Origin of the sequence: Kutzneria sp. 744 (genome assembly GCF_000568255.1) — a bacterium.
Taxonomy (GTDB): Bacteria; Actinomycetota; Actinomycetes; order Mycobacteriales; family Pseudonocardiaceae; genus Kutzneria.
The window spans coordinates 6,598,544-6,619,946 of sequence record NZ_KK037166.1; the positions used below are offsets into that span (position 1 = coordinate 6,598,544).

A 21,403-nucleotide genomic window follows, 5' to 3' on the forward strand; every position below is an offset into this window, starting at 1 on the left:
TCGGGTCACCGACCAACCGACCCTGACGTAACCGCCGGGCCGACCACACCAACACCCGGTCCGGCGGAAGCAACACAAGTCCAGGAGGACAATCCAGTGGCGAAGGCGAAGTTCGAGCGGACCAAGCCGCACGTCAACATCGGCACGATCGGTCACGTCGACCACGGCAAGACCACGCTGACGGCGGCGATCACCAAGGTTCTGGCCGACAAGTACCCGACCCTGAACGCCGCGTTCGCGTTCGACCAGATCGACAAGGCGCCGGAAGAGAAGCAGCGCGGCATCACGATCAACATCTCGCACGTCGAGTACCAGACCGAGAAGCGCCACTACGCGCACGTTGACGCCCCCGGTCACGCGGACTACATCAAGAACATGATCACCGGTGCCGCGCAGATGGACGGCGCGATCCTGGTGGTCGCCGCGACCGACGGCCCGATGCCGCAGACCCGTGAGCACGTGCTGCTGGCCCGCCAGGTCGGCGTGCCGTACATCGTTGTCGCCCTGAACAAGGCCGACATGGTGGACGACGAGGAGATCCTGGAGCTCGTCGAGCTCGAGGTCCGCGAGCTGCTCTCGGACCAGGAGTTCCCCGGCGACGACGCGCCGGTCGTGCGCGTGTCCGGCCTCAAGGCGCTCGAGGGCGACGAGAAGTGGGCCGCCACGGTGCTCGAGCTCATGGACGCCGTGGACGAGAACGTCCCGGAGCCGGTCCGTGAGATGGACAAGCCGTTCCTCATGCCCGTCGAGGACGTCTTCACCATCACCGGTCGCGGCACCGTCGTCACCGGCCGCATCGAGCGCGGTGTGGTCAAGGTGAACGAGGAGGTGGAGGTCGTCGGAATCCGCGAGAAGGGGTTCAAGACCACCTGCACCAGCATCGAGATGTTCAAGAAGTTCCTCGACGAGGGCCGCGCCGGTGACAACGCCGCGCTGCTGCTGCGCGGTGTCAAGCGCGAAGACGTCGAGCGCGGCATGGTTGTGATCAAGCCGGGCACCACCACGGTGCACACGGAGTTCTCGGGCAACGTCTACATCCTGTCCAAGGACGAGGGCGGCCGCCACACGCCGTTCTTCAACAACTACCGGCCGCAGTTCTACTTCCGCACCACCGACGTGACCGGCGTGGTGACCCTCCCCGAGGGCACCGAGATGGTCATGCCCGGCGACACCACCTCCATGACCGTGAAGCTGATCCAGCCGATCGCCATGGACGAGGGCCTGCGGTTCGCCATCCGTGAGGGTGGCCGCACCGTCGGCGCCGGCACCGTCGAGAAGATCATCAACTAATTTGGTGGTGGGGCCGGGTGGCAGTCACCTGTTACCTGGCCCTCACTTCGCCGCCCCCGATTTGGACGCCGCACCTGGGTGTGGCATCCTTAACGGGTTGCTCGTTGCAGAGGCGGCTGGCTCGTTCGCGTACCAGCCGCCTCGCTGCGAGAAGCCGGCACCCACACGGGCCTAGATGGCCTGGGTGTACTGGGTCTGACCGGACCCCGCCTACTCGGGACTGAACAAGGACCAGTAGGGCTGGTGTGCGCGTTGGCGCGGTGTCCCTGAAAAGGCGACACGCCCGACCGCGTGGACCGGAGGGCCCCGGCACCTGATGACATTGACTCGTGAATAGGGGAGCGGCACAGCTGGGCCCCGGCCCGTCACGAGTCAGCCCGCAGCGGTACGAGAAGAGGAACGGCAAGCCATCATGGCGGGACAAAAGATCCGCATTCGGCTCAAGGCCTACGACCACGAGGCGATCGACGCGTCCGCGCGCAAGATCGTCGAGACCGTGACGCGCACCGGCGCTCGGGTCGTCGGGCCGGTGCCGCTGCCGACCGAGAAAAACGTCTACTGCGTCATTCGCTCGCCGCACAAGTACAAGGACTCGCGCGAGCACTTCGAGATGCGCACGCACAAGCGGCTGATCGACATTCTCGACCCGACGCCGAAGACGGTTGACGCGCTCATGCGCATCGACCTGCCGGCCAGTGTCGACGTCAACATCCAGTAAGCGCGCGGCGGCGGAGAGTAACGAAACTCATGTCTGACAAGCAGATCAAGGGGATCCTGGGCACCAAGCTCGGCATGACCCAGGTCTTCGACGACAAGAACCGGGTTGTGCCGGTCACGGTCGTCAAGGCTGGGCCCAATGTCGTCACCCAGGTCCGTACGCAGGAGAAGGACGGCTACACCGCCGTCCAGCTGGCCTTCGGCGCCATCGACCCGCGCAAGGTGAACAAGCCCCGCGCCGGTCACTTCGCCAAGGCCGGCGTGACGCCCCGTCGTCACGTCGCCGAGCTGCGCACCGCCGACGCCGACGCCTACGAGGTCGGCCAGGAGATCACCGCCGAGGTGTTCCCGGCGGGCTCCGTCGTCGACGTGGTCGGCACCAGCAAGGGCAAGGGCTACGCCGGTGTCATGAAGCGCCACGGCTTCAAGGGCTTGGGCGCCGGCCACGGCGTGCAGCGCAAGCACCGCTCGCCGGGCTCCATCGGTGGCTGCGCCACCCCGGGTCGTGTGTTCAAGGGTGTGCGCATGGCCGGCCGGATGGGCCACGCCCGCGTCACCACCCAGAACCTGACCGTGCACCAGGTGGAGGCCGAGTCCGGCCTGCTGCTCATCAAGGGCGCCATTCCCGGCCCCAAGGGTGGCCTGGTGTTCGTCAAGACGGCCGCGAAGGGCGAAGCCTGATGACCACTGTGGACATTCGCAACGCCTCCGGTGAGGCCGGCGGCAGTGTCGAACTGCCCGCCGAGATCTTCGACGTGCAGGCGAACATCCCGCTGATGCACCAGGTCGTCGTGGCCCAGCTGGCCGCGGCCCGCCAGGGCACGCACGCCACCAAGACCCGCGGCGACGTCCGCGGCGGTGGCAAGAAGCCGTACCGCCAGAAGGGCACCGGCCGCGCCCGCCAGGGCTCGACCCGGTCGCCGCAGTTCGTCGGCGGTGGCATCTCGCACGGCCCGCAGCCGCGTGACTACTCGCAGCGGACGCCCAAGAAGATGAAGGCCGCCGCTCTGCGTGGCGCCCTGTCCGACCGGGCTCGCGCCGGCCGGCTGCACGTGGTCAGCTCCCTGGTCGAGGGCGACAAGCCGTCCACCAAGGGCGCCCGCCTCGCGCTCGCCGCCATCACGGAGTCGCGCCGCACGCTGGTCGTGATGGGCCGCTTCCAGGAGCAGGACTGGCTGAGCGTGCGCAACCTGACCAACGTGCACCCGATCGCGCCGGACCAGCTGAACACCTACGACGTGCTGGTCAACGACGACGTCGTGTTCACCAAGGACGCGTACGAGCTGTTCATCGCCGGCCCGGCCAAGGGTCGTTCGGTCAAGGCCACGGCCCGCTCGTCCGAGCTGACCGAGGAGGTCTGACCAATGATCCCCGACCACAGGGACATCCTGCTCGCGCCGGTGATCTCCGAGAAGAGCTACGGCCTTCTCGAGGAGAACAAGTACACCTTCCTGGTGGCTCCGGACGCCAACAAGACGCAGATCAAGATCGCGGTCGAGAAGGTCTTCGGCGTCAAGGTCCTGAGCGTCAACACGATCAACCGCCAGGGCAAGCGGAAGCGGACCCGGTCCGGCTTCGGCAAGCGCAAGGACACGAAGCGCGCGATCGTCACGCTCTCCGCGGAGAGCAAGGCGATCGAGATCTTCGGCGGCCCGACCGCCTGATGACTGAGGACTGCTGATCTGACATGGGCATTCGCAAGTACAAGCCGACGACGCCAGGCCGTCGCGGTGCGAGCGTGTCCGACTTCGCCGAGATCACTCGGTCGACGCCGGAGAAGTCGCTCGTGCGTCCGCTGCACGGTCGTGGCGGCCGAAACGCGCACGGCAAGATCACCACTCGGCACAAGGGCGGCGGTCACAAGCGGGCATACCGCCTGATCGACTTCCGTCGGGCCGACAAGGACGGCGTGCCGGCCAAGGTCGCGCACATCGAGTACGACCCCAACCGCACGGCGCGCATCGCGTTGCTGCACTACGCGGACGGCGAGAAGCGCTACATCATCGCGCCGAACCGCCTCTCGCAGGGCGACACCATCGAGAACGGGCCGCGCGCGGACATCAAGCCGGGTAACAACCTCCCGCTGCGCAACATCCCGGTCGGCACCGTGGTGCACGCGATCGAGCTCCGCCCCGGTGGCGGCGCGAAGATCGCTCGCTCCGCCGGCGCGAAGGTGCAGCTCGTGGCCAAGGACGGCCCGTACGCCCAGCTGCGGATGCCCTCGGGCGAGATCCGCAACGTGGACGTGCGCTGCCGCGCCACGGTCGGCGAGGTCGGCAACTCCGAGCACGCCAACATCAACTGGGGCAAGGCCGGCCGCATGCGCTGGAAGGGCCGCAAGCCCACGGTGCGTGGTGTCGCCATGAACCCGGTCGACCACCCGCACGGCGGTGGTGAGGGCAAGACCTCCGGTGGTCGCCACCCGGTGAACCCGGCGGGCAAGCCCGAAGGCCGTACCCGTCGCCGCAAGGCAAGCGACCAGCTCATCGTCCGGCGTCGTCGCACCGGTAAGAAGCGCTGAGCAGGAAGGGAGTGAAGGATGCCACGCAGCCTGAAGAAGGGCCCCTTCGTTGACGACCACCTGCTCAAGAAGGTGGACGCCCTCAACGAGTCGGGCAAGAAGACCGTGATCAAGACCTGGTCCCGCCGGTCGACGATCATCCCCGACATGCTGGGGCACACCATCGCGGTGCACGACGGCCGCAAGCACGTTCCGGTGTTCGTCAGCGAGGCCATGGTCGGTCACAAGTTGGGCGAGTTCGCCCCGACGCGGACCTTCAAGGGTCACATCAAGGACGACCGGAAGTCGCGCCGCCGCTGAGCGGGCACGGACAGGAGCAAGGGGTAACAAGCAATGGCTGACAACGCGACCGGCGCGGAGGAGCTGCCGCGCGCCGTGGCGCGGGCCCGCTACGTCCGCCTGACGGCAATGAAGGCACGCCGTGTGGTCGACCTCATCCGTGGCCGCAACGCCACGGAGGCCCTGGCCGTGCTGCAGTTCGCGCCGCAGGCGGCGAGCGAGCCGGTGGCCAAGGTGCTTGCGAGCGCCATGGCCAACGCCGAGAACAACCTGAGCCTCGACCGCGACACCCTCTGGGTGTCCAGCGCGTACGTGGACGAGGGTCCGACGTTGAAGCGGTTCCGTCCGCGCGCTCAGGGCCGGGCCTACCGGATCCGCAAGCGGACGAGCCACATCACGATCGAGGTCGAGTCCCGCCCGGCGGATAAGAAGGCCGGCAAGTCTCGAGCCAAGAAGGGGGCCCAGTAGTGGGTCAGAAGATCAACCCGCACGGCTTCCGCCTTGGTATCACCACCGACTGGAAGTCCCGCTGGTACGCCGACAAGCAGTACGCGGAGTACGTGGCGGAAGACGTCAAGATCCGCAAGATGCTGAGCAAGGGCATGGAGCGGGCCGGCATCTCCAAGGTGGAGATCGAGCGCACCCGGGACCGGGTTCGCGTCGACATCCACACCGCCCGTCCGGGCATCGTCATCGGTCGCCGCGGCGCCGAGGCCGATCGCATCCGGGGCGAGCTGGAGAAGCTGACCGCCAAGCAGGTCCAGCTCAACATCCTCGAGGTCAAGAACCCCGAGTCGGACGCCCAGCTGGTCGCCCAGGTGACCGCTGAGCAGCTGTCCAACCGCGTGTCGTTCCGGCGCGCGATGCGCAAGGCCATGCAGTCGGCCATGCGCTCGCCGCAGGTCAAGGGCATCCGGGTGCAGTGCGGTGGCCGTCTCGGCGGCGCCGAGATGTCCCGCTCGGAGTTCTACCGCGAGGGTCGCGTCCCGCTGCACACGCTGCGCGCGGACATCGACTACGGCTTCTTCGAGGCCCGCACCACCTTCGGCCGCATCGGCGTGAAGGTGTGGATCTACAAGGGCGACGTGGTCGGCGGCTTCCGCTCGCGCGACACCGCCGCCCCGGCCGGCGGCAACGACCGCCCGCAGCAGCGTCGCGAGCGTCCGAACCGCGCCCGCCGCTCGGGTTCGGCCGGCACCCCGCGACGAGCACCGAGGCCGGCCGCGCGGCCGCCGAGGCGAACGCCGCGACCGCGACCGAGGCTCCGGCCGTCGAGGCCGCCAGCACTGGCAATGGGGAGGGCTGAGTAGTGCTCATCCCGCGTAGGGTCAAGCACCGCAAGCAGCACCACCCGAAGCGGAGTGGTGCGGCCAAGGGTGGCACCCGTGTCACCTTCGGCGAGTTCGGCATCCAGGCGCTGGAGCCGGCCTACGTGACCAACCGGCAGATCGAGTCCGCTCGTATCGCCATCAACCGGCACATCCGTCGTGGCGGCAAGGTCTGGATCAACATCTTCCCGGACCGCCCCCTCACGAAGAAGCCGGCGGAAACCCGCATGGGTTCCGGTAAGGGCTCGCCCGAGTACTGGGTGGCCAACGTCAAGCCCGGCCGGGTGCTCTTCGAGATGAGCTACCCGAACGAGACGGTTGCTCGGGAGGCGCTTCGCCGCGCCATCCACAAGCTGCCGCTGAAGTGCCGGATCGTCACGCGTGAAGGTGGTGACTTCTGATGGCAGCGGGTACCAACGCCGCGGAGATGCGTGAGCTCACCGACGAGGAGCTCGTGCTTCGACTTCGGGAGTCCAAGGAGGAGCTGTTCAACCTCCGGTTCCAGATGGCCACCGGCCAGCTGGACAACAACCGCCGGCTGCGCACGGTCCGTCACGACATCGCCCGCGTCTACACCGTGATGCGGGAGCGGGAGCTCGGTCTTTCCGTGTCGCCCGACGACGTTACGACTGGTGAGGGTGCTGCATGAGTGAGACCAACGAGGCCGCGAGCCGCAACGACCGCAAGGTGCGCGAGGGGCTTGTCGTGTCCAACAAGATGGAGAAGACGATCGTCGTCTCCCTCGAGGACCGCAAGAAGCACCCGCTGTACGGCAAGGTCCTGCGGACCACGACCAAGGTGAAGGCGCACGACGAGGAGAACGCCGCCGGCATCGGCGACCGCGTCCTGCTGATGGAGACCCGTCCGCTGTCGGCCACCAAGCGCTGGCGTCTGGTCGAGGTCCTCGAGAAGGCCAAGTAACAACAAGACCGAGCCTGTCAGGTCGGAAATCTGGCAGGCCATCGATGGTCAGGGAGCTGTAAGTGATTCAGCAGGAGTCGCGACTGCGTGTCGCCGACAACACCGGTGCGAAGGAGATCCTTTGCATCCGCGTGCTCGGCGGCTCGTCGCGTCGCTACGCGGGCATCGGCGACATCATCGTCGCCACCGTGAAGGACGCCATTCCCGGCGCCGGTGTGAAGAAGGGTGACGTGGTCAAGGCCGTCATCGTTCGCACCGTCAAGGAGCGGCGCCGTCCGGACGGCTCGTACATCCGGTTCGACGAGAACGCCGCGGTGCTCATCAAGCCCGACAACGAGCCGCGGGGCACCCGCATCTTCGGCCCGGTCGGCCGCGAGCTGCGCGACAAGAAGTTCATGAAGATCATCTCGCTCGCACCGGAGGTGTTGTGATGAAGGTGCGCAAGGGCGACACGGTCGTGGTCATCGCGGGCAAGGACAAGGGCGCCAAGGGCAAGGTCATCCAGGCCTACCCCGACACCGACCGGGTCCTGGTCGAGGGCGTCAACCGGATCAAGAAGCACACCAGGGTCACGCAGACCCAGCGTGGCGCTCAGTCCGGTGGCATCGTGACCCAGGAGGCGTCGATCCACGTGAGCAACGTGATGGTCGTCGACTCCGACGGCAAGCCGGCCCGCGTCGGCTACCGCTCGAACGACGACGGTCGGCGCGTGCGCGTCTCCCGCCGCAACGGTAAGGACATCTGATCATGACCACTACTGAGAAGGTCCTGCCGCGGCTGAAGACCCGGTACCGCAGCGAGATCGTTCCTGCCCTGCAGGAGCAGTTCACCTACGACAACGTCATGCAGACGCCCGGCGTCGTGAAGGTCGTCGTCAACATGGGCGTCGGCGACGCCGCCCGTGACGGCAAGCTGATCGAGGGCGCGGTCCGCGACCTGGCCACGATCACCGGCCAGCGTCCCGAGGTCCGCAAGGCCCGCAAGTCCATCGCCCAGTTCAAGCTGCGCGAGGGCATGCCGATCGGCGCGCGCGTGACGCTGCGCGGCGACCGCATGTGGGAGTTCCTGGACCGCCTGCTGACCATCGCGCTGCCCCGTATCCGTGACTTCCGCGGCCTGTCGGGCAAGCAGTTCGACGGCAACGGCAACTACACGTTCGGGCTGAACGAGCAGTCGATGTTCCACGAGATCGACCCCGACTCGATCGACCGTCCCCGTGGCATGGACATCACCGTCGTGACCACGGCCACCAACGACGACGAGGGTCGGGCGCTGCTCAAGCACCTCGGCTTCCCGTTCAAGGAGAACTGAGCCGATGGCGAAGAAGGCGCTGATCAACAAGGCGGCCGGCAAGCAGAAGTTCGCCGTGCGTGCCTACACCCGCTGCCAGAAGTGCGGCCGCCCGCACGCCGTGTTCCGCAAGTTCGGCCTGTGCCGGATCTGCCTGCGCCAGATGGCGCACCGCGGCGAGCTGCCCGGCGTGCACAAGTCCAGCTGGTAATTCGTTCGACCCCGCACCACCCCACTTCGCCCCAGGCCTGCACTTGGAACCAGGGCGAGAAAGGTTGACAGGTCACCCATGACGATGACCGACCCGATCGCAGACATGTTGACGCGTCTGCGGAACGCAAACTCGGCATACCACGACGAGGTCGTGATGCCGCACTCGAAGCTCAAGGCGAACATTGCCGAGATCCTCAAGCGCGAGGGCTACATCGCCGGCTACCGCGACGCAGCGGGCGAGAAGGGCAAGAACCTTGTCGTCGAGCTGAAGTACGGCCCGAACCGTGAGCGGAGCATCGCCGGTGTCCGGCGTGTCTCCAAGCCGGGTCTGCGGGTCTACGCGAAGTCGACCAACCTGCCCAAGGTGCTCGGTGGGCTGGGTGTCGCCATCATCTCCACCTCCGGCGGTCTCGTGACCGACCGGCAGGCGGGCAAGCAGGGTGTGGGCGGGGAAGTCCTCGCCTACGTGTGGTGAGGAAGGGGGACTGACGATGTCGCGCATTGGAAGGCTGCCCATCACCGTCCCCTCCGGGGTCGACGTGAACATCGAGGGCCAGGTCGTGAACGTGAAGGGCCCGAAGGGCTCGCTCGTGCACACCGTGGCCGAGCCGATCGCCGTGGAGCGGGCCGAGGACGGCACGCTCCAGGTGACCCGGCCCGACGACGAGCGTCTCTCGCGCTCGCTGCACGGCCTGTCCCGCACGCTGATCAACAACCTGATCATCGGCGTGACGCAGGGCTACGAGAAGAAGATGGAGATCACCGGCGTCGGTTACCGCGTGCAGCTCAAGGGTTCTGACCTTGAGTTCGCGCTCGGCTACAGCCACGCGGTCCCGGTGAAGGCGCCCGCGGGTATCACCTTCGTGGTGGAGACCCCGACCAAGTTCTCCGTCCAGGGCATCGACAAGCAGTTGGTCGGCGAGGTCGCCGCCAACATCCGCAAGCTGCGCAAGCCCGACCCGTACAAGGGCAAGGGTGTGCGGTACGCGGGCGAGAAGATCCGCCGCAAGGTCGGGAAGACGGGTAAGTGATCATGGCTGAGTCCACTGCTACCAAGAGGAAGCCGGTCGGCAAGGACGTGTCGACCCGGCGTCGTGTCGCGCGGGCCCGTCGTCACTTCCGGCTTCGCAAGAAGATCAGCGGCACGTCCGAGCGCCCGCGCATGGTCGTCAACCGCTCCTCGCGGCACATCGTCGTGCAGGTCATCGACGACATCGCCGGCCGCACGCTGGCGTCGGCCTCCAGCCTGGAGGCGGACGTGCGTGGGATGGACGGCGACAAGAAGGCCCGCGCCGTCAAGGTGGGCCAGCTGGTCGCGGCCCGCGCCAAGGAAGCCGGCATCGACAAGGTCGTCTTCGACCGCGGCGGTTACGACTACCACGGCCGTATCGCCGCGCTGGCGGACGCCGCCCGCGAGGCGGGGCTGGAGTTCTGATCATGAACAACACTGGAATTGAGAGGGCCGTCTGATGCCGGGACGCACGCGTCGCGAAGGCGGCGGTGGCGAGCGCGGAGAGCGCCGCGACCGTCGTGACGGTGGCCGCGGCGGGGCGGCTCAGGAGAAGACCCCGCACCTCGAGCGCGTCGTCGCCATCAACCGGGTGGCGAAGGTCGTCAAGGGTGGTCGTCGCTTCAGCTTCACCGCGCTGGTGATCGTCGGCGACGGCGACGGCATGGTGGGCGTCGGCTACGGCAAGGCCAAGGAAGTTCCGGCCGCCATCGCCAAGGGTGTCGAGGAAGCGAAGAAGAACTTCTTCCGCGTGCCTCGCATCGGCGGCACCATCCCGCACCCGATCCAGGGCGAGAAGGCCGCCGGCGTGGTTCTGCTGCGCCCGGCCAGCGCCGGTACCGGTGTTATCGCCGGTGGCCCGGTGCGTGCCGTCCTGGAGTGCGCGGGTGTGCACGACGTGCTGAGCAAGTCGCTGGGCAGCGACAACGCCATCAACATCGTGCACGCCACCGTGGCCGCTCTGAAGGGCCTTCAGCGCCCCGAAGAGGTTGCCGCGCGCCGTGGCCTGCCGCTGGAGGACGTTGCTCCCGCCGGCATGCTGCGCGCCCGTGCCGGCCAGGGGGTGTGACGCCATGGCTCAGCTCAAGGTGACGCAGGTCAAGAGCAGCATCGGTACCAAGCAGAACCACCGCAACTCGTTGCGGACGCTGGGTCTGCGCAAGATCCGCCAGTCGGTCGTGCGTGAGGACAACCCCGTCAACCGGGGTCTGATCCACACCGTGCGCCACCTGGTGGTCGTGGAGGAGGTCAACTCATGACCATCAAGATCCACCACCTCCGCCCCGCCCCCGGCGCCAAGACGGCGAAGACCCGGGTCGGCCGCGGTGAGGGTTCCAAGGGCAAGACCGCGGGTCGCGGCACCAAGGGCACCGGCGCACGCAAGAACGTGCCGGCTCGCTTCGAGGGTGGCAACCTGCCGCTGCACATGCGGCTGCCGAAGCTCAAGGGCTTCCGCAACCCGTTCCGCACCGAGTACCAGGTCGTGAACGTCGCGGACCTGGCCCGCCTGTTCCCGCAGGGTGGCGCCGTCGACGTGGCCGCCCTGGTGGCCGCGGGCGCCGTTCGCAAGAACGAGCTGGTCAAGGTGCTGGGCGACGGTGACATCGCCGGCGTGAAGCTGGACGTCACCGCGCACAAGTTCTCCGGCAGCGCGGTGGAGAAGATCGCCGCCGCTGGTGGCACCGCCACCGTGCTGTAGCGGCGCGACCTCGCAGCTGTGAACTGACGCAGTAACCGCGAAGCGGCCGGCAGGAGCTCCTCTCCTGCCGGCCGCTTCGTTGTCGTGGTCCGGCGGGTTCAAGAGTTCCTCAATAGTCCGGACGGACCAGTCCGCTACCTTTCGGTCGCGTGTCGACGCCACCGCAACCGCCCCAGTGGCAGCAGCCGCCGTATCCGGGGCCGCAGCAACCTCACTGGCAGCAGCCCTATCCGCCGCAGCAGCCGTACCAGCCCTATCCGGGCCAGCAGCAGTACCAGCCCGGACCGCCGATGCCGCCGCCCCCGAACCGCGGCCGCACCGTCCGCCTGGTGATCGTGCTGTGCTGCGCGCTGCTGGTCGTCGGCATCCTCGGTTTCACCTTGCTGCGGCCCATGCTGTTCCCGGGCGGCGGCGCCCAGCAGACCGTGGCCAGGGACGACGGCATGGCCGTGAAGCGGCCCGGACCCGAGGCCGACGGGGACAGCTACGCGGACCCGGCGCCGCTGGCCGAGCAGCCCAATCCCCAGCCGACCAACTACCAGGGCACCGCGGTGGTGCAGGCGTGCAACGTGCTGTCCGTCGCCGACCTGAACAAGCTGGGCCTGCACTACGACCCCAATGCCGAGCCGAACTCGGCGAACTACGAGCGGATCTCCATCGCCGCCGACGGGACGGCGCCGCTGCACACCGACGCCCTCAGTTACGCCAGCGGCAGCGGGTTCGCGCTCAACCGGTGCGAGTACAGCCTTGAGGCCAACGACAAGAGCACCGGCGACTCGGTGCGGATCGCCGTGTCCCAGCAGCCGTACAACCCGGTGAGCGGCTTCGTGGACCGGTACACGCGCGGGCCCGACATCGGCGACATCAGCGTCTACACACTGCTGCGGGACGGCGGCAAGCCCGGCGACACGAGCGGCGACACCGTGTTCAGCGCCAAGGGCATCACCGTGGACATGGACTTCACCCTGAGCAAGGCGGGCTATGCCGGCAAGCTCACCGACCTCACCGCGACCGTCGGCCACAACATGGCCACGCAGATGGCGAGCCCGACGGGGCCGTCGACGGTCACCTACGACAAGGGCGCCTTCCCCAAGAGCTATGCGCAGGCCTGCCCGCTGCTGGCCGGCGGGGTCTTCGACGCCGCGTACCACAAGCCGCTGTCCCCGCTGGTGATCGAATCCCCGGGCACGGCCGTCGGCCAGGTGGCGTTCAGCGACCAGAACGACCACCACCTCTACAACTACGTGGAGATGGAGTGCGAGCGTGGCGGCGGCGAGGCCGACGGGCTGTCCCGCACCAGCCTGGAGCTGCGGGTGACCAGCTACCTGTCGGACCGGCCGGCCCAGCAGAACGTCAACTTCGAGCGGTCCCACCACAACGGCGTGGCCACCAGCGTGCCGATGGGCGACGAGTCGCTGATCATGAACCAGCCGGGGTCGGTGGCCACCGCGGGCGTGCTGCTGATCCGCAAGGGGCGGTTCGTGATCGAGCTGCGGGCCGCGGATCCGGACCACGGCGACCGGGGGCTGTCCCCGCAGGAGGCCGAGTCGATGCTCGTGCCGGCCGGGCAGCTGATCATGAAGAACTTCGGCGACCAGAAGTGATGTCACCGTCCCGACCGGCCCCTTGCGGCCGGGCGGGACGGCGTGAGCAGTGCTTATGTGGCCGGGATTGTCCGGTTCGGGACCCGCCGTCCGGCGGGGCCCGATGATCACCGTGGCTTTCTGCTCCCGGCGGGGTCCGTAGCCCCGGCCGGGCCTGTTACAGTCGTGAGCACGCTTCGGGCCCCACAGGCACGAAGCGTTCCTGGCTTGCTCGCCAGGTCGTCAGCCGGCCTAGAGTCGGACAAGCCGTTCACCGGTCGGAGACCGGTGACGCCGAGGAGGTCACGCGTGCTTGGCGCCTTCCGCTCGGCTCTCGCGACGCCGGACTTGCGCCGCAAGATCCTTTTCACCCTGGGGATCCTTGCGCTGTATCGGCTGGGCTCGCAGCTGCCTTCCCCGGGCGTGAACTTCGCAAACGTTCAGCAGTGCATCTCGGGTATTGACCAGAGCGGCGGGGTCTTCGGCCTCATCAGCCTGTTCAGCGGCGGCGCATTGCTCCAGCTGTCGGTGTTCTCGCTGGGCATCCTCCCGTACATCACGGCGAGCATCATCATCCAGCTGTTGACGGTGGTGATTCCCCGCTTCGAACAGCTGAAGAAGGAAGGCCAGTCCGGCCAGAACAAGCTGACCCAGTACACCCGGTACCTGACGGTCGCGCTGGCCATCCTGCAGTCCACCGGCATCATCGCGCTGGCCACCCGCGGCCAGCTGTTCGGCAACTGCCCGGCCCAGGTCATCCCCGACCAGAGCCTGTTCTCGCTCAGCGTCGTCGTGCTGACCATGACCGCGGGCACCGCGATCATCATGTGGTTCGGCGAGCTCATCACCGAGCGCGGCGTCGGCAACGGCATGTCGATCCTGATGTTCACCTCGATCGCCGCCCGCATCCCGACCGAGGGTCAGCAGATCCTGCAGCAGGGTGGCGGCCTGGTGTTCGCCGCGATCTGCGTGTTCGGCCTGCTGATCATCGGCTTCGTCATCTTCCTTGAGCAGGCTCAGCGCCGTATCCCGGTGCAGTACGCCAAGCGCATGATCGGGCGCCGCATGTACGGCGGCACCTCGACCTACCTGCCGCTGAAGGTCAACCAGGCCGGCGTCATCCCGGTCATCTTCGCCTCGTCGCTGCTCTACCTGCCGCAGCTGATCATCTCGCTGACGTCCAACACGGGCGGCGACGGCGGTTGGCAGCAGTGGGTGCAGAGCTACATCGTCGACCCGAAGAGCTGGGGCCACATCGCGCTGTACTTCGGCCTGATCATCTTCTTCACGTACTTCTACGTCGCCATCACGTTCAACCCCGACGAGCGGGCCGACGAGATGCGCAAGTTCGGCGGCTTCATCCCCGGTATCCGCCCGGGCCGCCCGACTTCGGAGTACCTCTCCTACGTGCTGAACCGGATCACGCTGCCCGGCTCGCTGTACCTGGGCGTGGTGGCCGTGCTGCCGACCTTCTTCCTCAGCGTCACCGGGTCGAGCGGCGCGAACAACAACTTCCCGTTCGGCGGCACCGCTGTGCTGATCATGGTTGGCGTCGGTCTCGACACGATCAAGCAGATCGAGAGCCAGCTCATGCAGCGCAACTACGAAGGGTTCCTGCGCTAGTGAGACTCGTCCTCGTCGGCCCGCCAGGCGCGGGCAAGGGTACTCAGGCAACCGTGCTCAGCGACAAGCTCGGCGTCCCGCACATCTCCACCGGGGACCTGTTCCGGGCCAACATCGCCGATGAGACCCCTCTCGGGCTGGAAGCCAAGAAGTACCTGGACACCGGCGCCCTCGTGCCGGACTCGGTGACCAACGCCATGGTCAAGGACCGGCTCGCGCAGCCGGACGCCCACGCCGGGTTCCTGCTCGACGGCTTCCCGCGCAACACCGCTCAGGCCGATGTGCTGGCCGAGATCCTTGCCGAGTCCGGCGAGACCCTCGACGCCGTGCTCGAACTGGACGTGCCCGAGGACGTGGTCGTCGGGCGGCTGCTCGCGCGGGGCCGGGCCGACGACACCGAGGAGGTCGTGCGGCACCGGCAGGAGGTCTACCGGTCGGCCACGCGGCCGCTGCTGGACTACTACGACAGCATTCTGGTCACCGTCGACGCCGTCGGCGAGATCAGCGAGATCACCGAGCGGGCGCTCAAGGCGCTGCGCGCTGGAGCCTGAGTTGCTCAAGCGAGGTCGCGGTATCGAGATCAAGACGCGCGGTGAGCTGGAGGCGATGCGGGCGGCCGGAATCGTGGTCGCCCGCTCCCTCGCCCTGATGGCCGAGCGGGCCGCCGCCGGCGTCAGCACCGCCGAGCTGGACGAGTTGGCCGAGCAGACCATCCGGGACGCCGGGGCCGTGCCCTCCTTCAAGGGCTACCACGGCTTTCCGGCGTCCATCTGCTCGTCGGTCAACGATCAGGTCGTGCACGGCATCCCGAGCCGCACTCAGGTGCTGGCCGACGGGGACCTCGTCTCCATCGACTGCGGCGCCATCCTCGACGGCTGGCACGGCGACGCCGCCGTGACCGTGCTCGTCGGCGCCTCCGCCGAGGCCGACCGCAAGCTCTCCGAGGCCACCCGCGCCTCCATGCACGCCGGCATCGAGGCCGCCGTCGTCGGCGCCCGCCTCACCGACGTCTCCTTCGCCATCGAGAGCTCCGTCCTGCGTTCCGACGAGGCCGACGGCATCGAGTACGGCATCGTCACCGACTACGGCGGCCATGGCATCGGCACCCAGATGCACATGGAGCCCTTCCTGCCCAACTTCGGCAAGCCCGGCAAGGGTCCCCGCCTCAAGGCCGGCATGGCCATCGCCATCGAGCCCATGCTCACCCTCGGCACCGACCAGACCCGGGAACTCGACGACGGCTGGACCGTCATCACCGCCGACGGCACCCGTGCCGCCCACTGGGAGCACTCCGTCGCCATCACCGACGAAGGCCCCTGGATCCTCACCGCCCCCGAGGACTGATCCCGTAGCGGCGGTAACGGTGTTATCGGAGGCCGCCGGCTGGCAGGATGATGCTGTGGAGCAGCCAGTGCCGTCAGACGCCAAGCGAGTGTCGGATGCCGACCGCGGGATGGTGGCCGGCCAGCTCAAGAAGGCCCATGCGGAGGGCCGCCTCGACCTGAACGAGTTCGACGAGCGCACCCGGCTGGTGTGGGAGGCGCGGACGTTCGGGGAGCTGGCGGCGGTGACGGCGGACCTGCCCGATGTGCGTCAACCGGTGCCGTGGTCGCGGTCGGAGCTGGTGCAGGAGCCGGTGTCGACGAGCGCGCCGACGGCGGAGGTGGCGCGCCGGCCGGAGGCCCGTGGGTCGGCGGTCATGCGGGTGGCGACCGGGGCCTGGTTCGCGGCGAGCCTGGTGAACTTCGTGATCTGGGCCATCGTGGTGTTCACCGAGGGCATGGTCTACCCGTGGTGGATCTGGGTGGCCGGACCGTGGGGAGCCCTGCTGGTCGCGGGCTACATCCTGGGCCTGGGACGCGACAACCGGGGCTGAGTGCAGGCCCTGTCACTGGGGCTGACCGGGCGTGACCTGCGTCTGGATTTGGGCGATGCGGGAAGGCACCGTACACTGGATTGACGGCGCACTCGTCGCGTCGATTCCGTCGTGCCTGCGGTGATCTTGATGTCACCGCGTTCGTGATCTTGGTGGGCGATCGGAGTCGGGGTGTCGCGCGGGCCGCACACCAGTCATACCACCGTCACGAAACGCGGAGGACATGGGCAAGAAGGACGGGGCCATCGAGGTCGAGGGCCGCGTGGTCGAGCCACTCCCCAACGCGATGTTCCGAGTCGAGTTGGAGAACGGCCACAAGGTTCTCGCACACATCAGCGGCAAGATGCGGCAGCACTACATCCGTATCCTGCCGGAGGACCGGGTTGTCGTGGAGCTGTCGCCCTACGACCTGTCCCGCGGCCGAATCGTCTACCGCTACAAGTGAGGGTAGGGATGTGGGGCCGCATGCTTCGCCGGAGCACCCCTACCGGTGCTTTCTGGGGGCCCGGCCCCCCAGACCCCCACGCCGGGGGCAAGCCCCCGGGCCCCCACCTCGGGCGCCGGATTCCGGAGCCCGTACGACTCGCACAGCAGGAGTGCACGACCGTGAAGGTCCAGCCGAGCGTCAAGAAGATCTGCGACAAGTGCAAGGTGATCCGCCGTCACGGCCGGGTCATGGTGATCTGCGACAACCTGCGTCACAAGCAGCGTCAGGGCTGAGCAGAGGGATTGGGTCAGCATGCTTCGCCGCTGACCCTCTGTCAGGTTCTTTCTGAGGGCTCCGCCCCCAGACCCCCGAGCCTGATCACCGGCCAAGTGCTCGTCGCTGATCCACTCAAGTGGACGCGACCACAAGTACACACACCTCCTCGACCCTGCCGAGTGCCACACGCACTCGGCTCACCCCCGGACTCCAGGCCGGGGCTGGGACAGCACCCGCGCGAGCGGGTGCAACGGCACAGCGAGTCGGTCCCGGAACGGACGAGGAGCAGACCTGGAGCGATGAAACAAGTGAGGAGCAGTACGCCGCATGGCACGACTCGCTGGCGTCGACCTCCCCCGCGAAAAGCGGATGGAGATCGCGCTGACTTACATCTTCGGCATTGGCCGGACTCGCTCGAAGGCACTCCTGGCCGCGACGGGCATCAGCCCCGACCTGCGCGCCAAGGACCTGGGCGACGACGACCTGGCCAAGCTGCGTGAGCACATCGAGGCCAACTACAAGGTCGAGGGTGACCTCCGCCGCGAGGTCCAGGCCGACATCCGTCGCAAGATGGAGATCGGCTGCTACGAGGGGCTTCGGCACCGTCGTGGGCTTCCCGTGCGTGGTCAGCGGACGAAGACCAACGCCCGCACCCGCAAGGGCCCGAAGAAGACGGTGGCCGGCAAGAAGAAGGCCGGTAAGAAGTAACCCCCGCTAGCTAGGAGATCTGAAGCAGAAATGCCACCCAAGACTCGCTCCGGCGCCGGGGTCAAGAAGGTCCGGCGCAAGGAGAAGAAGAACGTCTCTCACGGGCACGCCCACATCAAGAGCACGTTCAACAACACGATCGTTTCCATCACGGACCCGACCGGCGCCGTCATCGCGTGGGCCTCGGCCGGCCACGTGGGCTTCAAGGGCTCGCGTAAGTCGACGCCGTTCGCCGCGCAGATGGCCGCCGAGAACGCCGCCCGCAAGGCGGCCGAGCACGGCATGCGCAAGGTCGACGTGTTCGTGAAGGGCCCCGGCTCCGGCCGGGAGACCGCGATCCGCTCGCTGCAGGCGGCGGGCCTCGAGGTCGGAACCATCCAGGACGTGACCCCGCAGCCCCACAACGGCTGCCGCCCGCCCAAGCGGCGCCGGGTCTAGGGTACGGGGAGGAGTAAGCACCGATGGCTCGTTACACCGGCCCCGCGACGCGTATCTCGCGTCGCCTCAAGGTCGACCTTGTCGGCGGCGACCAGGCATTTGAGCGCCGTCCGTATCCGCCCGGCCAGCACGGTCGTGGCCGCATCAAGGAGTCCGAGTACCTCCTGCAGATGCAGGAGAAGCAGAAGGCTCGCTACACCTACGGCGTGCTGGAGCGTCAGTTCCGCCGCTACTACGAGGAAGCGGTTCGCAAGACCGGCAAGACCGGTGAGAACCTGCTGCAGATCCTCGAGTCGCGGCTGGACAACGTCGTCTACCGCGCCGGTCTGGCTCGCACGCGCCGCCAGGCCCGCCAGCTGGTCAGCCACGGTCACTTCATCGTGAACGGCCACAAGGTGAACATCCCCAGCTACCGGGTGTCCAAGTGGGACATCATCGACGTGAAGCCGAAGTCGCTGCCGACGCTGCCTTTCGAGGTCGCCAAGGCCACCTTCGGTGACCGTCCGATCCCGGCTTGGCTCCAGGTGGTTCCGTCCTCCCTGCGTGTTCTGGTGCACCAGCTCCCCGAGCGGGCCCAGATCGACACGCCGGTGTCGGAGCAGCTGATCGTCGAGCTGTACTCGAAGTGATCCTTTCCGGCCTGGCCGCCCTCGGGCGGCCAGGCCGGAACTCGGTCGACGTCAAATAGCGGGCGTCGTACGAAAGAAGGTAAGCAGTGCTCATCTCTCAGCGACCCACGCTCGCCGAGGAGCCCATCAACGACACCCGGTCCCGGTTCGTCATCGAGCCGTTGGAGCCCGGGTTCGGCTACACGTTGGGCAACTCGATCCGGCGCACGCTGCTGTCGTCCATCCCGGGCGCGGCCGTGACGAGCATCCGGATCGACGGCGTGCTGCACGAGTTCACCACGGTTCCCGGGGTGAAGGAGGATGTCACCGACATCATCCTGAACCTCAAGGAGCTGGTCGTGTCCTCCGAGGAGGACGAGCCGGTGACCATGTACCTGCGCAAGCAGGGCCCCGGCGCGGTGACCGCGGGCGACATCGTGCCTCCGGCCGGTGTCACCGTGCACAACCCCGACCTGCACATCGCCACCCTCAACGCCAAGGGCAAGCTGGAGATCGAGCTCGTTGTCGAGCGCGGTCGCGGCTACGTCCCGGCGGTGCAGAACAAGCAGGCCGGCGCCGAGATCGGCCGGATCCCGGTCGACTCGATCTACTCGCCGGTCCTGAAGGTGACGTACAAGGTCGAGGCCACTCGTGTCGAGCAGCGCACCGACTTCGACAAGCTGATCCTGGACGTGGAGACCAAGCCGTCGATCACGCCTCGCGACTCCGTCGCGTCCGCGGGCAAGACGCTGGTCGAGCTCTTCGGGCTGGCCCGTGAGCTCAACACCGACGCTGAGGGCATCGAGATCGGCCCGTCGCCGGCCGAGGCGGACACCATCGCCGCGTTCGCGATGCCGATCGAGGACCTGGACCTCACGGTTCGGTCCTACAACTGCCTCAAGCGTGAGGGCATCCACACCGTCGGCGAACTGGTCTCGCGCAGCGAGGCCGACCTGCTCGACATCCGCAACTTCGGCGCCAAGTCGATCGACGAGGTCAAGCTCAAGCTCGTCGGCCTCGGCCTCGCGCTGAAGGACAGCCCGCCCGGATTCGACCCGTCGGTCGCCGCGACCGACTTCCCGGCCGACGCGGGCTGGTCCGACGCGGGTGTGGACGGACACCACGACGACGGCCAGGACTACGCAGAGACTGAGCAGCTCTGACCCAGCTGTTCTAGACCACAGGAGTAACGGAAATGCCGACCCCCACCAAGGGCGCCCGGCTTGGCGGGTCTCCGGCCCACGAGCGGCTGCTGCTGGCCAACCTGGCCACGGCGCTGTTCACCCACGGGCGGATCAAGACCACCGAGGCCAAGGCGCGCAAGCTGCGTCCGCTCGCCGAGCGGCTGATCAGCAAGGCCAAGCGCGGCGACCTGCACAACCGTCGTGAGGTCCTCAAGACCATCCGCGACAAGGACGTGCTGCACAAGCTGTTCGCCGAGATCGGCCCGCACTTCGCCGACCGCAACGGTGGCTACACCCGCATCGTGAAGACCATGCCCCGCAAGGGCGACAACGCCCCCATGGCCGTGATCGAGCTGATCGCGGAGCAGCTGGTCGCCACCGAGGCCGAGAAGGCCCGCGGCACCAAGTTCGCCAAGGACGAGGCCGCGACCCCGGCCACCGAGGTCGTCGAGACCCCGGCTGCCGAGGAGGCCGTCGCTGACGAGGCCGCCGAGACCGAGGCTGTCGCCGAGGTCGAGGAGACCACCGAGGCTGAGGACAAGAAGTCCGAGTGACTTCGGTTCACGACGAGCCCGCCATTCCCGCTGGGGATGGCGGGCTCGTTCGCGTGCGGCTCGATCTCGGCTACGACGGCACGGACTTCTCCGGCTGGGCCCGCCAGCCCGAGCGGCGCACGGTGTGCGGCGTGCTGGAAGACGCGCTGTCCCAGGTGTTCCGGCAGCCGCTGACGCTGACCGTGGCCGGCCGCACCGACGCCGGCGTGCATGCCGGCGGCCAGGTGGCGCACGTCGACCTGCCGGCGGAGTCCGATGTGGACGGTCTGCCCAAGCGACTGTCCCGCATCCTGCCGGCCGATGTGCGGGTGTTCCGGGCGACCCGGGTGCCCGACGAGTTCGACGCGCGCTTCACCGCGCTGCGCCGGCACTACGAATACCGCGTGGCTGACGCCCCCTTCGGCGCCCATCCGCTGCGCCGGCTGGACACCCTGTCCTGGCCCCGCCCGCTGTCGCTGGCGGCCATGGCCGAGGCGTCCCGGCTGCTGCTCGGCGAACACGACTTCTGCGCCTTCTGCAAACGACGCGAGGGCGCCACCACCATCCGCGAGCTCCAGCGGTTGGAGTGGACGCGAGGCGAGGACGGCGTGCTGACCGCCGCCGTGTCCGCCGACGCCTTCTGCCACTCCATGGTCCGCAGCCTGGTCGGGGCGCTGCTGTCCGTCGGCGAGGGCCGCAAGCCCGTCGACTGGCCCGCCTCCCTGCTGCGCGCCACCGAGCGTTCCAGCTCCGTCAGCGTCGCCCCACCGCACGGCCTGACCCTGGTCCGCGTCGACTACCCGGCCGACGCCGACCTGGCCGCCCGCGCCGCGATCACCCGCAACGTCCGGGTCAGCTCCGCCGGCTGAACCGACGTTTG

At 68.0% G+C, this 21,403-nt stretch carries 34 protein-coding genes and 1 pseudogene; all 35 read left to right on the forward strand.

The features are described from left to right. Positions 1-96 precede the first annotated feature (96 nt). The gene (gene tuf / locus KUTG_RS30030; RefSeq protein WP_043721504.1) at positions 97-1,290 is read left to right on the forward strand and encodes an elongation factor Tu; all 1,194 of its coding nucleotides are present in this window, start codon (positions 97-99) and stop codon (positions 1,288-1,290) included. 412 nt (positions 1,291-1,702) lie between these two features. After that, entirely contained in the window at positions 1,703-2,008 is a 306-nt protein-coding gene (gene rpsJ, locus KUTG_RS30035) for a 30S ribosomal protein S10 (RefSeq protein WP_003938093.1), read from the forward strand. 29 nt (positions 2,009-2,037) lie between these two features. Next, complete coding sequence (gene rplC, locus KUTG_RS30040) at positions 2,038-2,688, forward strand: 50S ribosomal protein L3 (RefSeq protein ID WP_043721510.1); 651 nt, start codon at positions 2,038-2,040, stop codon at positions 2,686-2,688. Next, positions 2,688-3,368, forward strand: coding sequence for a 50S ribosomal protein L4 (gene rplD / locus KUTG_RS30045; RefSeq protein ID WP_043721512.1), 681 nt, complete (start codon positions 2,688-2,690; stop codon positions 3,366-3,368). The genes rplC and rplD overlap by 1 nt, the downstream gene beginning before the upstream one ends. Positions 3,369-3,371: 3 nt before the next feature. Continuing rightward, positions 3,372-3,671 carry a 50S ribosomal protein L23 gene (gene rplW / locus KUTG_RS30050; protein ID WP_043721514.1) on the forward strand — a complete coding sequence of 100 codons (300 nt, stop codon included), beginning with the start codon at positions 3,372-3,374 and terminating at the stop codon, positions 3,669-3,671. 23 nt (positions 3,672-3,694) lie between these two features. Beyond that, the gene (rplB, locus tag KUTG_RS30055; RefSeq protein WP_043721517.1) at positions 3,695-4,528 is read left to right on the forward strand and encodes a 50S ribosomal protein L2; all 834 of its coding nucleotides are present in this window, start codon (positions 3,695-3,697) and stop codon (positions 4,526-4,528) included. 18 nt (positions 4,529-4,546) lie between these two features. Beyond that, on the forward strand, positions 4,547-4,828 hold the full coding sequence (gene rpsS, locus KUTG_RS30060; RefSeq protein ID WP_033384221.1) for a 30S ribosomal protein S19: 282 nt from the start codon (positions 4,547-4,549) through the stop codon (positions 4,826-4,828). 33 nt (positions 4,829-4,861) lie between these two features. Continuing rightward, a complete protein-coding gene (gene rplV / locus KUTG_RS30065; RefSeq protein ID WP_052395573.1) occupies positions 4,862-5,275 on the forward strand; it encodes a 50S ribosomal protein L22 in 414 nt (137 codons plus the stop codon). Continuing rightward, positions 5,275-6,113, forward strand: a pseudogene (gene rpsC / locus KUTG_RS30070) (30S ribosomal protein S3). The gene rplV and the pseudogene rpsC overlap by 1 nt, the downstream one beginning before the upstream one ends. Before the next feature lie 3 nt (positions 6,114-6,116). Then, positions 6,117-6,536 (forward strand): 50S ribosomal protein L16, encoded by a 420-nt coding sequence (gene rplP, locus KUTG_RS30075; protein ID WP_043721520.1) that lies wholly within the window; start codon positions 6,117-6,119, stop codon positions 6,534-6,536. Next, positions 6,536-6,784, forward strand: coding sequence for a 50S ribosomal protein L29 (gene rpmC, locus KUTG_RS30080; protein ID WP_043721523.1), 249 nt, complete (start codon positions 6,536-6,538; stop codon positions 6,782-6,784). Before rplP ends, rpmC begins: the two co-directional genes overlap by 1 nt. Further along, positions 6,781-7,056: a 30S ribosomal protein S17 gene (rpsQ, locus tag KUTG_RS30085; RefSeq protein ID WP_043721524.1), complete on the forward strand. Its 276-nt coding sequence runs from the start codon at positions 6,781-6,783 to the stop codon at positions 7,054-7,056. The genes rpmC and rpsQ overlap by 4 nt, the downstream gene beginning before the upstream one ends. A gap of 62 nt (positions 7,057-7,118) precedes the next feature. Next, complete coding sequence (gene rplN, locus KUTG_RS30090) at positions 7,119-7,487, forward strand: 50S ribosomal protein L14 (protein WP_043721527.1); 369 nt, start codon at positions 7,119-7,121, stop codon at positions 7,485-7,487. After that, positions 7,487-7,801, forward strand: a complete 315-nt coding sequence (gene rplX, locus KUTG_RS30095; RefSeq protein WP_043721529.1) for a 50S ribosomal protein L24 — start codon at positions 7,487-7,489, stop codon at positions 7,799-7,801. The genes rplN and rplX overlap by 1 nt, the downstream gene beginning before the upstream one ends. 2 nt (positions 7,802-7,803) lie before the next feature. After that, positions 7,804-8,367, forward strand: coding sequence for a 50S ribosomal protein L5 (rplE, locus tag KUTG_RS30100; RefSeq protein ID WP_043721533.1), 564 nt, complete (start codon positions 7,804-7,806; stop codon positions 8,365-8,367). A 4-nt stretch (positions 8,368-8,371) separates the two neighbouring features. Beyond that, entirely contained in the window at positions 8,372-8,557 is a 186-nt protein-coding gene (locus KUTG_RS30105; RefSeq protein ID WP_043721535.1) for a type Z 30S ribosomal protein S14, read from the forward strand. A gap of 78 nt (positions 8,558-8,635) precedes the next feature. After that, positions 8,636-9,034, forward strand: a complete 399-nt coding sequence (gene rpsH, locus KUTG_RS30110; RefSeq protein ID WP_043721538.1) for a 30S ribosomal protein S8 — start codon at positions 8,636-8,638, stop codon at positions 9,032-9,034. A gap of 16 nt (positions 9,035-9,050) precedes the next feature. Beyond that, positions 9,051-9,590, forward strand: a complete 540-nt coding sequence (rplF, locus tag KUTG_RS30115; RefSeq protein ID WP_043721541.1) for a 50S ribosomal protein L6 — start codon at positions 9,051-9,053, stop codon at positions 9,588-9,590. 2 nt (positions 9,591-9,592) lie between these two features. Next, the gene (gene rplR / locus KUTG_RS30120; protein ID WP_043731113.1) at positions 9,593-9,994 is read left to right on the forward strand and encodes a 50S ribosomal protein L18; all 402 of its coding nucleotides are present in this window, start codon (positions 9,593-9,595) and stop codon (positions 9,992-9,994) included. 34 nt (positions 9,995-10,028) lie between these two features. After that, positions 10,029-10,637 carry a 30S ribosomal protein S5 gene (gene rpsE / locus KUTG_RS30125; protein WP_043721544.1) on the forward strand — a complete coding sequence of 203 codons (609 nt, stop codon included), beginning with the start codon at positions 10,029-10,031 and terminating at the stop codon, positions 10,635-10,637. A gap of 4 nt (positions 10,638-10,641) precedes the next feature. Next, on the forward strand, positions 10,642-10,827 hold the full coding sequence (rpmD, locus tag KUTG_RS30130; protein WP_043721546.1) for a 50S ribosomal protein L30: 186 nt from the start codon (positions 10,642-10,644) through the stop codon (positions 10,825-10,827). Then, positions 10,824-11,267 carry a 50S ribosomal protein L15 gene (gene rplO / locus KUTG_RS30135; protein ID WP_043721549.1) on the forward strand — a complete coding sequence of 148 codons (444 nt, stop codon included), beginning with the start codon at positions 10,824-10,826 and terminating at the stop codon, positions 11,265-11,267. The genes rpmD and rplO overlap by 4 nt, the downstream gene beginning before the upstream one ends. Positions 11,268-11,416: 149 nt before the next feature. Beyond that, complete coding sequence (locus KUTG_RS30140) at positions 11,417-12,871, forward strand: hypothetical protein (protein ID WP_043721552.1); 1,455 nt, start codon at positions 11,417-11,419, stop codon at positions 12,869-12,871. Between the two features lie 288 nt (positions 12,872-13,159). Beyond that, positions 13,160-14,473, forward strand: a complete 1,314-nt coding sequence (gene secY / locus KUTG_RS30145) for a preprotein translocase subunit SecY (protein WP_043721555.1) — start codon at positions 13,160-13,162, stop codon at positions 14,471-14,473. Then, a complete protein-coding gene (locus tag KUTG_RS30150) occupies positions 14,473-15,024 on the forward strand; it encodes an adenylate kinase (RefSeq protein WP_043721557.1) in 552 nt (183 codons plus the stop codon). The genes secY and KUTG_RS30150 overlap by 1 nt, the downstream gene beginning before the upstream one ends. A 1-nt stretch (position 15,025) precedes the next feature. Further along, positions 15,026-15,817 carry a type I methionyl aminopeptidase gene (gene map / locus KUTG_RS30155; protein ID WP_043721559.1) on the forward strand — a complete coding sequence of 264 codons (792 nt, stop codon included), beginning with the start codon at positions 15,026-15,028 and terminating at the stop codon, positions 15,815-15,817. A 55-nt stretch (positions 15,818-15,872) separates the two neighbouring features. After that, on the forward strand, positions 15,873-16,349 hold the full coding sequence (locus KUTG_RS65730; RefSeq protein WP_043721561.1) for a DUF1707 domain-containing protein: 477 nt from the start codon (positions 15,873-15,875) through the stop codon (positions 16,347-16,349). A 223-nt stretch (positions 16,350-16,572) separates the two neighbouring features. Beyond that, positions 16,573-16,794 (forward strand): translation initiation factor IF-1, encoded by a 222-nt coding sequence (infA, locus tag KUTG_RS30165; RefSeq protein WP_005166804.1) that lies wholly within the window; start codon positions 16,573-16,575, stop codon positions 16,792-16,794. A 161-nt stretch (positions 16,795-16,955) separates the two neighbouring features. Next, positions 16,956-17,069, forward strand: coding sequence for a 50S ribosomal protein L36 (gene rpmJ, locus KUTG_RS30170; RefSeq protein WP_022925314.1), 114 nt, complete (start codon positions 16,956-16,958; stop codon positions 17,067-17,069). Between the two features lie 310 nt (positions 17,070-17,379). Next, positions 17,380-17,760 carry a 30S ribosomal protein S13 gene (gene rpsM, locus KUTG_RS30175; protein ID WP_043721567.1) on the forward strand — a complete coding sequence of 127 codons (381 nt, stop codon included), beginning with the start codon at positions 17,380-17,382 and terminating at the stop codon, positions 17,758-17,760. Between the two features lie 30 nt (positions 17,761-17,790). After that, a complete protein-coding gene (rpsK, locus tag KUTG_RS30180) occupies positions 17,791-18,198 on the forward strand; it encodes a 30S ribosomal protein S11 (protein WP_025361358.1) in 408 nt (135 codons plus the stop codon). 23 nt (positions 18,199-18,221) lie between these two features. Next, positions 18,222-18,827, forward strand: coding sequence for a 30S ribosomal protein S4 (rpsD, locus tag KUTG_RS30185; protein WP_043721569.1), 606 nt, complete (start codon positions 18,222-18,224; stop codon positions 18,825-18,827). Between the two features lie 86 nt (positions 18,828-18,913). Next, on the forward strand, positions 18,914-19,969 hold the full coding sequence (locus KUTG_RS30190) for a DNA-directed RNA polymerase subunit alpha (protein WP_043721571.1): 1,056 nt from the start codon (positions 18,914-18,916) through the stop codon (positions 19,967-19,969). 32 nt (positions 19,970-20,001) lie between these two features. Next, positions 20,002-20,544: a 50S ribosomal protein L17 gene (gene rplQ / locus KUTG_RS30195; protein WP_043721573.1), complete on the forward strand. Its 543-nt coding sequence runs from the start codon at positions 20,002-20,004 to the stop codon at positions 20,542-20,544. Further along, complete coding sequence (gene truA, locus KUTG_RS30200; protein ID WP_043721575.1) at positions 20,541-21,392, forward strand: tRNA pseudouridine(38-40) synthase TruA; 852 nt, start codon at positions 20,541-20,543, stop codon at positions 21,390-21,392. Before rplQ ends, truA begins: the two co-directional genes overlap by 4 nt. The last annotated feature ends 11 nt before the right edge of the window (positions 21,393-21,403 follow it).